This window comes from Acinetobacter sp. CAU_H_29a_1 (assembly GCF_058599505.1).
On record NZ_CM178655.1, the window covers coordinates 1,121,440 to 1,133,815 of the forward strand.

Consider the following 12,376-nt stretch of genomic DNA (forward strand, 5'->3'; position numbering starts at 1 on the left):
TGCTTTTAAGACAGACTTTTGATTGCTGTTTGGGCTTGTTGAATGGTTTTCTGATTCTTCTGCATTTGACCTGCTTTTAAGATAACGCTCCAAAGCTGCTTTTTCATGGCATTGCTTTGGGCATAACTCAAGCCGCGACGTGCAAGCGATTCCGCATTTGCAGGTTGTTTTTGTTGATTGGCAATTAAAGCCAAATACAAAAAGGTCTCACTCGACTGTGGTGCTAAACGCTGTGCTTGCATGGCGTAGCTTTGTGCTTGACTCCACTGGCCTTGGCGATAGGCCGTTTGTGTTTTTTGCATCAGACTTTTAAAAGCAGGAAGCTGTCGCCCATCATCAAACTGTTGTTTGCTTTTCTGCTCAGGAATCACAATCTTCTGACGTTGAATTTCTTCGCGATCATAAGGATGAATTGTTACCCCTGAAGGTGTTTTCTGCTCTTTATCCGACTGTGTCGGCTTTTCAGGTATCTTTTTTTCAGCTAGCTGTGGGAGACTTTGACAGCCTGCCACAGTCACGATGGTTACTAAGATACTTAAACGTTTAAACCACATCAAAATTTAAATCCGTCCTATTTATTCAGGTTGATAGCTACCACTCGAAATGACTTGCGTCTCATCTTCTAAGTTACGCTGCATGTTCGATTCACTTTCACGAATATAGTTGTCTATGCTGTCGCCTTGTTCAGGTGTAGCTTGGTAACCATCTGTTTCAGGATTGTAAGTGGGTTCAACTTGATAATGCGGTAAGCCACATGCGGTTGCTTTACGTGGTACGGTGTTTCGCAAGAGGGGAATATACATTGCACCCTCACAACCTTGAGCAGCAAGATAACCCGTGCCACGATCAATCCAGTGCCATTGCACATCATCTGGTTGGCGTAAGTTGACTGGTTTTTGACGCAGTTGGCTCATTACATTGGTCCACACTGGCAACGCACCTGAAGAACCTGTTAAGCCAGTTTGTTTGTTGTCATCTAAACCTAGCCAAACCACAGAAACATAATTGCCCGAGTAACCTGCAAACCATGAGTCACGGGTGTCATTGGTGGTTCCAGATTTGCCTGCAAGCTGAAGCGAGTTCGGTAGAGTGTTATAAGCCGAACGACCTGTACCTGAGGTCATCACTTGTTGTAGACCATAGTTCAGGACATAGGCAGAAGCAGGGTCAATGGTTTGTTGGACATTTAAGCCATAACGGGTTAGTAAGCGACCATTTTGATCGACAACAGTACGAATGGATTTAGTCGGATACTTAAAACCGCCTGTGGCAAAGTTGCCATAAATGCTGAGCATTTCCATCGGAGACATGTCTACCGCACCCAAGAAAATGGATGGATAGGTTGGAATATTACTGGTCACACCAAAACGTTTTAGGTGGTTACTAAACGTCGATAAACCAAACTCTTGACCAAGGCGAACTGCTGACAAGTTATATGAATTAGACAGTGCCTGTACCATCGGCACAACGCCATGTTCGCCACCGCTATAGTTCTTAGGTGTCCATGCTTTACCATTGGCTTGAATACTAATACTACTGTCTTCAATTGGGCTGGCCCAGTTGTAACGTCCCGACTGAATCGCACTGAGGTAAATCACAGGTTTAAGCAGTGAGCCGACCTGACGTTTGGCATCGAGTGCACGGTTAAAACCAGTAAAGTCTTGGGTTGAACCAACAGCTGCGACCAATTCACCATTTTCAGGATGTGCAACTAACACAGCACCTTGCAGCTCTTTTAGACGGCTTGAGCCACGGCTTAAGCGACCAACAGTCGATTTAAATGCATCTTGAATTTTGGTTTGGGCAATCGGATCGAGCGTTGTAAAGATGCGTAGACCTTGGTTGGTCAAATCACCTTCTTGGTATTCGGTACGTAACTGACGGCGTACAATGTCTAAGAAATCTGGGAAACGTGAAGGGCCGAGAGTCGGTTTGGCAATCACATTTAAAGGGCGAGCCGTTTCAGTTTCATATTGTTCTTGGGTCAGATAGCCCATGACCAACATGTTGTTTAAAACAATATTACGGCGTTTTTTCGCAGCTTCTGGGTTACGCCAAGGGTTATATAAGGTTGGACCTTGTACCAAACCCACCAAATAAGCTTGTTGCGCAATATTTAGCTCACGCAAAGGCATCCCGAAGTAAAACTGCGAAGCCAAACCATAACCATTAATAGAATAGTTGCCATTTTGACCGAGGTTCACTTCATTGAGATAGGCTTCTAAAATTTCATCTTTGTCATAGTGAAATTCGACCAATAAAGCCATAAATGCTTCATTGACTTTACGCTTAATGGTTTTTTCAGGGGTGAGATAGAAGTTTTTCACCAACTGTTGGGTCAGTGTTGAACCACCTTGACGTTTTCCACCCGTGACATTACTCACAATCGCACGTGCCGTACCACGAATCGAAACGCCGTGGTGACTATAGAAATTACGATCTTCTGTTGCAATTAAAGCCTCAATTAAAGGCTTAGGGACTTTGTCGAGTTTAATCAGGACACGGTCTTCATTATGCTGCGGATAAATCCCGCCAATCAGCATCGGCTCTAAACGTGCAATCCCTGTAGATGAGGGTTTAGTTGCACTGACTTCAGCCACTTGCTCATTGGCAAAGGTGACTTTAAGCACTTGTTCAGGCTCGATACTATCACCGAAGTCAAAGCCACGAGTGTGTACATATAGCTCATTGCCAGAACTGACAAAGTTCCCTGATTTGGTATAGTTTTCCGAGGACTTATAGCCCAAAAGTTTTAACTCTTGAGTGAAGTCAGCCTGACTGACAGGGGCATTGGTATACACTTCGAGTGGGCGTGCGAATACCTTCGCAGGAATGTCCCAGCGCTTGCCTTCAAACTTGTCACGTACAACGGAGTCGAGTCTTATTAAATAAATACTAAACACCAAGAATGCTGCAATGACTAAGATGCAGAAGATCAGTGCAATTAAACCTATGCCACGTTCTGACTTCATAAATACGAATAAGATCCTGAGAAATTGTGCTAATCATGCGAAGCTTTTCGCTAATTTGCAATAATTAAACTGTGAACGAACTGAAATATAGAGACAATTCCGTGTGTAGCAGCAGTCACTTTAGTTTTTGAATCAATTTAAATAAATAATGTTATGATAGGCGGGAATCGTAGCGGAGCGATGTTGCAGGTGCAAATTTCACATAAAACATTTCGAAACATAGGCTTAATTGGACGTCCAGATAAGTCTTCAGTTGTCGAAACCTTATGTCTTATTCATGATCATCTACTCAGCTTAGGGTTACATCCCGTTTTTGATGCGCAAACCGCTGAACTGGTTCCTTATAAAAACACGCAAACGGTGAGTCGTGCGCTTCTGGGTGAAGTGGTCGATTTGGTGATTGTGGTGGGCGGAGATGGCTCACTTCTGCATGCTGCACGTGCCTTGGTTAAATTTAATACCCCTGTAATGGGTGTAAACCGAGGGCGTTTGGGTTTTTTAACCGACATCAAGCCGACTGAAGTGATTTTTAAGCTCGATCAAGTCTTAAAAGGTGAGTTTCAGTTAGATCGTCGTTTCTTATTGGAAATGGAAATTCGCTCAAAGGGCGAGACGATTTATGATGCTATTGCGCTAAACGATGTGGTATTACACTCGGGCAAGTCGGTGCATATGATTGACTTCGAACTCAATATCGATGGTCAATATGTCTACCGTCAACACAGTGATGGTTTGATTGTATCGACGCCTACGGGTTCAACCGCTTATTCGTTGTCAGGTGGTGGCCCAATCGTGCATCCGGGGATGGATGCGATTGCTTTGGTACCGATGCATCCACATACTTTGTCTTCACGCCCGATTGTGGTGGGTGGTCATAGTGAAATTAAGCTTCTGATTCGTGAAAACCGTGTCTTGCCGATGGTCAGTGCCGATGGTCAACACAGTGTTTCACTCAATGTGGGTGATAGCTTACATATTCGTAAGCACCCCTTTAAACTGAATTTATTACATCCACCGGGTTATGATTTTTATATGTCATGCCGTACTAAACTCGGTTGGAACCAAGATTTTGACTCTTTTCAACAGGATTAAATCATGAATATTGAACAGATGCTTTCTATTTTAGATGCCGATATTGTTGAGCGTTTAAAAACAGCTGTAGAAATTGGTAAATGGCCGAATGGCGTTGCGTTGACTGCTGAACAACGTCAAACTTGTATGCAAGCCGTTATTGCTTGGGAGCATCAGAATACTCCTGAAAAAGAACGTACGGGTTATATTGATAAAGGGCATAAAGAAGAAGGTGAGGAGTGTGATTCTCATGTGCCTGAACCAGAATTTAAACCTATTCGCTTTATTTAATTGATTAAAAATACGTTGAATCGCTCAGCAACAGATGCTTGGTGATTCAACAACTCAATCTAACAAGAATACCTTCAAACTGTTTCAATCATTATGCTTATAAAAATAATAAAGCTCACTCGACTCAGTTTATTCTTCATTACTGTAATTTCGACCAATGTATTTGCTGAGCGAACAAGTGATGCAAGAAAAATTGAATGTTTATTAGATGTTTCTGTGTTACCGAGTCAAAATTTTCAAAATCCCGTCACACAATACACATCAATGAAAAATGATGGTTATCCGATGTTATTGATTGGAATAAAGATCCATAACGCCCATGCAGGTGAAGCATCGAAAAAGATAAAAAGCCATCAGCTCTATTGTTCAAACCTCATTGGACAACAAAAAGATGTTTATTTATCTGGCCCTTATGAATCTCAAAAAATTGAGATCCATATTGGTGATCAGTTGATACTCAGAAATATTCATTCTTCAGGAAAGCATTATCCTTACTGGGCCGACTTTTACTGGGTCGAAAAGCGTAACGAATAACGTTCACGCTTTTGCTTGTCCCTTATGCTTAGAAACGAGTGTGCCAAAGCTGGTTGGCCTGTTGCATGGCATCGCTATATGTATCGCACACTCCCATGGTATAGAGCGCAATGCCAATGGTTTCAGTCACTGCCATTTCACCATATTCATGCTGTTTTTCACCCAGCCAAACTGCTTTAAACTCAGCCAAATCTAACTCTTCTTCAATTGGGCTTCGGTTGTCGGTGAGTTTAGGTAGCTCATGTTCGTAGAGTTCACCATTTTTGATGCCGCAGATCAGTGTTTTGGCATCTGGGTTACGTTCAAATTCGCCGCCTTCACCTTTAATGACCGCGCTATTTTTATAGCCCAGTTTAAATGCTGCTTGCTGATGCGAACCACGATAGGCAGGGTGGAAAATAGCTTGCAAGGTTGCTTTGGCATTAAATGGATTGATCAAGCGTGCAAGAGTATGAATGGGTGAACGAAGACCCATAACATTTCGTAGGGAAATTAAGTCACTTAAAATCGGGGAGATGGCGTGCAGCGGTAAATATGCAAAATTACGCGTCGCTAATTCCTGTTCCACATCTGCTTGAGTTTGGCAAATATTAAAATCGAGATACTCTAATACCTGCTCAGTATAAATACGGTTAATGGTATGACCTGATGCTCCGTGCATCACGACCTTATAACCTGCTTTAGCTAAAGTCAGTGCCGCTAAGAGAAACCATGGATAGTGTTTACGCTTGCCTGCATAAGAAGACCAGTCTAAATCGACCTCTAAAGCCGTGAACGGCAGTTGATCTCGTGTGGCTTGAACAAAGCCTACCAGTTCATCTACAGACTCTTCCTTAACTCGTAGTAGCATCAGAAATGCACCGAGCTGTACATCTAACACTTGATTTTTCAAGATCATATCAAAGGCTTGGTAAGCTTCTTCATAACTGAGTGAGCGCGCACCATTTTTCCCTTTGCCAATAATGCGAACAAACTGGGCAAAAGGGTGCTCAGCATCTTTATAAATATTTCTTTTGTTGTTCATGGAAAAACCAAAGTAAGTGAAGGCTGTGTTGTGCTATTTTAGTGGAACAATCAAAAAAAACAGCACTTTTAATTTTAAATAAATTTTCCACCATTAGACTAAAGTATGAGTAATATTGTTTAGATTTTATACATTATGATTAAAATCAGTTTACTTTGATTAAAGAATGTTAGGTAAAATTTACCCAATAATTGTGACTCGCTAGTTTTTAGTCTCTCCCATTGCAGTAAATGTGAATGAACTGTGATTTTTGTCACAGTGCTGTTGTTTGTACACCATGATTTTTTTACCCGGTGTTTGGATGCGGTCCAAACTGTGGGCTTTTTTGTGTTTATCAGAAAGCCAACTACCTATGAGGAAGTATAGGTATACCGATTTTTTCAGTCTTTTGATTTACAGAAGTAGGTGGTGTTTCAAAAAGTATGCTGATTATATTTTAACCACAATTGAAATCTCATAAAGCATTAAAAATATAGTGAATTTAATTTACTTATTTTCAATTTCTCTATTGACAGAATTAACTAGCATACTTTTTGAAACACCACCCAGAAGTATTCGTTATGACTAAGAAACCAATCTATAAGTCACTATATTTTCAAGTTATTGTCGCGATTATTGCGGGTATCTTAGTAGGACATTTTTTCCCTAGTGGTACGCAAGTTATCAATGGCGTTGAAAAATATGTACCCGGCTGGGGCGAGCTTTTTTATCCTCTAGGTCAAGGCTTTATTAAGCTGATCAAGATGATTATTGCGCCAGTAATTTTCTGTACTGTCGTGAGTGGTATCGCGGGTATGGAAAGTATGAAGTCTGTGGGTAAAACAGGCGGTGTTGCGCTACTTTACTTTGAAATTGTATCGACTATTGCACTATTGATCGGTTTACTGGTCATTAACATCTGGAAGCCAGGTGTGGGCATGAACGTTGACCCTTCAACATTAGATACTTCTGGTATCTCAAAGTTTGTTGAATCTGGTCAGCAGCAATCGACTGTCGACTTCTTTATGCATATTATTCCAAACACTGTGGTTGGTGCATTTGCTGAAGGTGAAATCCTGCAAGTGCTGCTCTTTGCCTTGATGTTTGGTTTTGCATTACACAAGTTGGGTGATGCAGGTAAACCTGTACTGAAGTTCATCGATCAAATTTCGCATGTGTTCTTTAACATTGTAAACATGATCATGAAACTTGCTCCAATTGGTGCTTTTGGTGCAATGGCATATACCATCGGTAAATATGGTATCGGTAGCTTGGCGCAACTTGCTCAGTTGATCATCTGCTTCTACATTACCTGTCTGCTTTTCATTTTCTTGGTTCTCGGCACAATTTCACGTCTTTGTGGCTTCAGCATTTTGAAAATGATTCGTATGATTCGCGAAGAGCTGTTGATCGTACTGGGTACGTCATCTTCAGAATCGGTTTTACCGCGTATGCTGAAAAAGCTTGAAATTGCGGGATGTGAAAAGTCAGTGGTTGGTTTGGTTATTCCAACAGGTTATTCATTTAACTTAGATGGTACCTCAATCTACTTAACGATGGCTGCGATCTTCATTGCACAAGCGACCAATACTCAGCTTGATCTTATGCACCAAGTGACTTTATTGGGTGTGTTATTGATTTCATCGAAAGGTGCTGCGGGTGTAACAGGCTCGGGCTTTATTGTGATGGCAGCGACTTTGTCAGCCGTTGGTCATATTCCAGTGGCGGGTCTTGCGCTTATCTTAGGTATTGACCGTTTTATGTCTGAAGCACGTGCCTTAACCAACTTGGTGGGTAACTCATTGGCAACGATTGTTGTTGCGAAATGGGTGGGTCAGTTAGACCAAGAAAAATTAAACTTCGCACTTGCAAATCCAGAAGAAGTAGATTGCTTGATGGCTGTTGAAGAAAATGCTCACGCATAATTTCAGTTCATCTTAAAAAGGAAGCCCAAAGGCTTCCTTTTTTATTGGAATATAAAATGGCCTGATGCGTTCATGACAGTTGCCTTAAAAATGGCTAGCATGTGAGCTGAATAATAAAACAACGTCACTACAAGGAAGAAGCATGTTGAATTACGATGCAGACTTAGAACTATTTCGCGATAACTTTCGCCGTTTTATGAATGAACACATTGCACCACACTATGAACAGTGGGAACGAGAAGGCTTAATGCCGCGCTCAGTCTGGAATGCCTTGGGTGAAAATGGTTTCTTATGTGTCGATGTACCTGAGGAATATGGCGGTTATGGTGTTCCAACGCATTATTCACTCATGTTGGTGGAAGAGTCAGCACGTGCAGGTTTTAGTGCTTTATCGACAGGTATTTCTTGTCACTCTGAAATTGCTGCGCCTTATATTTTGCATATCGGAACTGAAGCACAGAAGCAGTACTGGTTACCGAAAATGGTGTCAGGTGAAGTGGTCGGTGCGATTGGGATGACTGAACCGGGTGCGGGTTCAGACTTACAAGCCATGCGAAGTAATGCCATTTTGCAAGGTGAGCATTATATTTTAAATGGCTCTAAAACCTTTATTTCCAATGGGCAGCATGCCGACCTTGTGGTATTAGCGGTGAAAACTGATCCGCAAGCCCGAGCAAAGGGTGTTTCACTGATGTTAGTCGATACCCATTTGGATGGGTTTAAAAAAGGCACCAACCTCGACAAAATTGGGCTGCATTCACAAGACACTTCTGAGTTGTTTTATGACAATGTCAAAGTCCCGAAAGATCAATTGTTGGGACAAGCAGGCCAAGGTTTTGCTTATTTGATGCAAGAGCTACCACGAGAGCGTACAGCAATTGCAGCAACAGCTATAGGTGCAATTCGCGGTTCGATTGATGTCACCATCCAATACGTCAAAGAGCGCCAAGCTTTTGGTCAACATATTTCGCAGTTCCAAAATACACGTTTTGTTTTGGCTCAAGCCAAGATTGATGAACAAGCCACAGCAGCTTTTTACAATCAAAACGTTGAGCTTTATATGCAAGGCAAGCTGGATGTCGAAACCGCAGCAGCATTAAAAAGTTTTTCAACAGACATGCAAATGAAGGTGGCAGATAATTTATTGCAGCTCTTTGGTGGCTATGGCTATATGAGTGAATATCCAATTTCACGTTTCTTTGTCGATGCGCGTATTCAACGCATTTACGGCGGGACTAATGAAATTATGAAAGAAATTGTCGCGCGTAGTCTACTTGGGCGTTAAGCCTAGGTGCTGATATAAACATGCGTAAAAGAGCCTCAAGTAGGCTCTTTTTTATCGGTTCAGTACCAATAAACTTTCTTGAATAAAGGCGGGGAGGTCATATTGGGTTTGTGATGAAATGTATAAGTTATTGTCATTCACAACACCTGTGTCATACAGCACGGCACCTGCATCTTTTAAGTCTTGATGAAGGTGATGGATACACGTCATGCGCCTACCTTTCACAACTCCAGCATGCATTAAAATTTGCGGAACGTCTGCACTGCATAAAATAGGTTTTTGCATGTTTGCAAAGTGCCTGACAAATAAGACATAGCGTTCATCTTGGCACAGGTTGTCTGGCGAAAAACCGCCAGGAATGAGTAAGGCATCGAAGTCATGCACAGAGGCATCATCGATACTTTGGTCAATGGTGACAAAAGCTTTACGCTTTTTGCCATAAATGATTTTTCCAGCCTGACTTTCAAGGTTAATAATACTATGCCGAGCTGCTCGAAATGCTTCTACGGGTTCAGCATATTCGGCATCCTCAAAGTCATAGGTGACCAAGACTGCAATTTTTTTGTGCATGACAGTACCTACAGTTCATTATTGTTTTGTTTTATTGAGACTATAGAGCAATCGCTACTGCTGCATACTCTCTTTGTTATGAATACGTCAACTTAAGTAAAGCATATTTTAAAAGATATTCTAACGCACTGAAATACGGATGAATGGTGATTTTTGTGAAGGTGTAGCAAAATTTTTCAAAACCTAGATACAGTTTTAAAAGCGATAAGCTAAGACCTAAACACCATCGTCTTAGTGTTTTGTTTGAGTGTTGTTCTATGCATAACCACACGAGAAAAATAGGCAGGGCTCAGTGGTTTTATTGATGTCTATTATTGGGGCAGTTTATTGATAAACTTGATGATTAAATCAACTGTCTGTTTTTAGCACTGAAACATGCAAAGTTTTATTGCGCAAGATTTCAAAGCTAACTATTGTTATACTGTTTGCACAATGTATATGAAGGGCGACATAACAATGATCCAAGACGATCAAAACACAACGACTTCTCTTGACCTCAACCAAATCCGTCAGGATATCGACTCTGTTGATCAACAGATTCAACAACTTATTAACCGTCGAGCGAAACTGGCGGAAGCTGTTGCAAAAGCAAAATTTGCTTCTGAAGAGAATCCAATGTTTTACCGTCCAGAACGTGAAGCGCAAGTTTTACGGAATGTTATGGAGCGTAATGAAGGCCCTTTGTCTGATGTGACCATGGCACGTTTGTTCCGTGAAATCATGTCTGCATGTTTGGCGCTTGAAGCACCGCAAAGTATTGCATTTTTAGGCCCTGTTGGAACTTATACACACTCTGCGGTGTTGAAGCATTTTGGACATGATGCTGTGGTTCGTCCTTTACCGACCATTGATGAAGTGTTCCGTGAAGTGGAAGCAGGCAGTGCACACTATGGTTTGGTGCCTGTAGAAAACTCATCAGAAGGTGTGGTCAATCATACTTTGGATTGTTTTAAAGCCTCACACTTAAATGTGATTGGTGAAGTTGAATTGCGTATTCATCACCAGTTTCTTGTATCTGAAAACACGCGTAAAGACAGTATTAAACAAATTTATGCGCATCAGCAAACTTTGGCACAGTGTCGTGCATGGTTAGACGCACACTATCCAGGTGTGGAACGTGTAGCTTTAAGTTCGAATGCTGAGGCGGCACGTCGTATTCGTACTGAATGGCATTCGGCTGCTATTGCATCTGATGTTGCAGCAAGTATTTATGATTTAGAAATTTTACACAGCAATATTGAAGATAATCCTGAGAACACCACACGTTTCTTGGTGATTGGTCGTGAAAGAATCCCGCAAAGCGGTAATGATAAAACGTCATTGCTGATTTCTGCACATGATCGTGCAGGTGCATTATTGGAAATCCTTGCACCATTTGCAAAGCACAACATTAGTTTGACCAGTATCGAAACGCGTCCAGCACTGCCTGAAAAATGGGCTTATGTTTTCTTCATCGACTTAGAAGGTCATGTGGAACAAGACAATGTTAAAGCGGCGATTGAAGAGATTCGTCCACTTGTGAAAGAAGTTCGAGTATTGGGTTCATACCCGATTGCAGTACTGTAATCTCTAAGGTGGTTGGGTTTGTTCCAAACTCAACCATGTACACCACTTGTAAGAATGGAAAGGTCACATGTCGTTTGCTCCAGCCAATGAAGGTATTGCGAAGTTAAAACCATATCAACCAGGTAAGCCAATCAGCGAATTAGAGCGTGAATTGGGAATGACCGATATTGTTAAGCTTGCTTCAAATGAAAACCCTTTGGGTTGTTCGGACAAAGTAAAAGAAGCAGTTGCTGCTGAATTGGCGGAAATTGGACGATATCCAGACGGTGGTGGTTTTATCTTGAAGGATCAAGTTCATACGCAGTTTGGTGTAGCACATGATTGTATTACTTTAGGCAATGGCTCAAACGATCTACTTGAAATTTTTGCCCGTGCATTTGTTTCAGATAAAGACTCGGTAGTGTATAGCCAACACGCATTTGCAGTTTATGCTTTGGTCACGCAAGCCATCAATGCTGAAGCGATTGAGGTACCTGCTCAAGGTTTTTCGCATGACCTTGACGCGATGGCGGTGGCAATTAAAGACAATACCAAATTGGTGTTTATTGCAAATCCCAATAATCCGACAGGAACTTGGTTTGAAGAGGCCGAATTTGAGCGCTTCATGCAAAAAGTACCGAGTCATGTGATCGTGGTTTTAGATGAAGCTTATGTGGAATATTTTCCAGAAAACTTTAATAGCTTGAAGTTTTTAGCACAGTATCCAAACCTGATTGTTAGCCGCACCATGTCGAAGTGCTTTGGTTTAGCGGCATTACGTGTTGGTTTTGCTTTAGCATCGGCAGAAGTGACAGATTTCTTAAATCGCATTCGTCAGCCGTTTAACGTCAACCATTTAGCCATGGTGGCAGCAGTTGCTGCACTGAAAGATGAAGATTTCATTGAGAAATCACGTGTGGTCAATAAAGTGGGCATGGTGCAACTTGAAACAGGGTTTAAAGCGTTAGGTCTAAACTATGAGCCTTCTCGTGCTAACTTCATTTTGGTCGATATACAAGCCGATCCTGCACAAACTTTTAATGCTTTATTAAAAGAAGGGGTGATTGTTCGTCCTGTGGGCATCGCCAATCATTTACGAGTATCGATTGGAACTGAAGCTGAAAATACGAAATTTCTAACGGCTTTGGCCAACGTACTAGGTTTAGAGGCGAACGCTTAA

Annotated in this window: 11 protein-coding genes; 7 read left to right on the forward strand and 4 right to left on the reverse strand. The window is 41.7% G+C overall.

Going from position 1 to position 12,376, the window contains the following annotated elements; genetic code table 11:
* Window positions 1-5: 5 nt before the first annotated feature.
* Window positions 6-554, reverse strand: a complete 549-nt coding sequence (locus tag AC4MDD_RS05620) for a tetratricopeptide repeat protein (protein WP_201951951.1) — start codon at window positions 552-554, stop codon at window positions 6-8.
* A gap of 21 nt (window positions 555-575) precedes the next feature.
* Entirely contained in the window at window positions 576-2,972 is a 2,397-nt protein-coding gene (gene mrcB, locus AC4MDD_RS05625; protein WP_201951948.1) for a penicillin-binding protein 1B, read from the reverse strand.
* Between the two features lie 153 nt (window positions 2,973-3,125).
* Between mrcB and AC4MDD_RS05630 the strand changes: the two genes are divergently transcribed.
* The 3 genes from AC4MDD_RS05630 (at window position 3,126) to AC4MDD_RS05640 (ending at window position 4,868) form a co-directional block, all read left to right on the forward strand.
* Window positions 3,126-4,064, forward strand: a complete 939-nt coding sequence (locus AC4MDD_RS05630; RefSeq protein ID WP_004696112.1) for an NAD(+) kinase — start codon at window positions 3,126-3,128, stop codon at window positions 4,062-4,064.
* Between the two features lie 3 nt (window positions 4,065-4,067).
* The gene (locus AC4MDD_RS05635) at window positions 4,068-4,334 is read left to right on the forward strand and encodes a YeaC family protein (RefSeq protein WP_058869973.1); all 267 of its coding nucleotides are present in this window, start codon (window positions 4,068-4,070) and stop codon (window positions 4,332-4,334) included.
* A 93-nt stretch (window positions 4,335-4,427) separates the two neighbouring features.
* Window positions 4,428-4,868 carry a hypothetical protein gene (locus AC4MDD_RS05640; protein ID WP_114837366.1) on the forward strand — a complete coding sequence of 147 codons (441 nt, stop codon included), beginning with the start codon at window positions 4,428-4,430 and terminating at the stop codon, window positions 4,866-4,868.
* Between the two features lie 28 nt (window positions 4,869-4,896).
* Here the strand turns inward: AC4MDD_RS05640 and AC4MDD_RS05645 are convergent, their stop codons facing one another.
* Window positions 4,897-5,892: a glycosyl transferase family protein gene (locus AC4MDD_RS05645; RefSeq protein ID WP_114837367.1), complete on the reverse strand. Its 996-nt coding sequence runs from the start codon at window positions 5,890-5,892 to the stop codon at window positions 4,897-4,899.
* A gap of 560 nt (window positions 5,893-6,452) precedes the next feature.
* Here AC4MDD_RS05645 and AC4MDD_RS05650 point away from each other — a divergent pair.
* Both AC4MDD_RS05650 and AC4MDD_RS05655 read left to right on the forward strand, forming a co-directional pair.
* The gene (locus AC4MDD_RS05650) at window positions 6,453-7,796 is read left to right on the forward strand and encodes a dicarboxylate/amino acid:cation symporter (RefSeq protein WP_491882418.1); all 1,344 of its coding nucleotides are present in this window, start codon (window positions 6,453-6,455) and stop codon (window positions 7,794-7,796) included.
* Window positions 7,797-7,938: 142 nt separating this feature from the next.
* Window positions 7,939-9,081, forward strand: a complete 1,143-nt coding sequence (locus AC4MDD_RS05655; RefSeq protein WP_005400559.1) for an acyl-CoA dehydrogenase family protein — start codon at window positions 7,939-7,941, stop codon at window positions 9,079-9,081.
* A 51-nt stretch (window positions 9,082-9,132) separates the two neighbouring features.
* Here AC4MDD_RS05655 and AC4MDD_RS05660 read toward each other — a convergent pair whose 3' ends face one another.
* Complete coding sequence (locus AC4MDD_RS05660; RefSeq protein WP_114837591.1) at window positions 9,133-9,651, reverse strand: DJ-1/PfpI family protein; 519 nt, start codon at window positions 9,649-9,651, stop codon at window positions 9,133-9,135.
* 456 nt (window positions 9,652-10,107) lie between these two features.
* On the opposite strand from AC4MDD_RS05660, the gene pheA reads away from it, so the two are divergent.
* Window positions 10,108-11,217, forward strand: coding sequence for a prephenate dehydratase (pheA, locus tag AC4MDD_RS05665; RefSeq protein ID WP_004696123.1), 1,110 nt, complete (start codon window positions 10,108-10,110; stop codon window positions 11,215-11,217).
* 67 nt (window positions 11,218-11,284) lie between these two features.
* Complete coding sequence (gene hisC, locus AC4MDD_RS05670) at window positions 11,285-12,376, forward strand: histidinol-phosphate transaminase (protein ID WP_114837590.1); 1,092 nt, start codon at window positions 11,285-11,287, stop codon at window positions 12,374-12,376.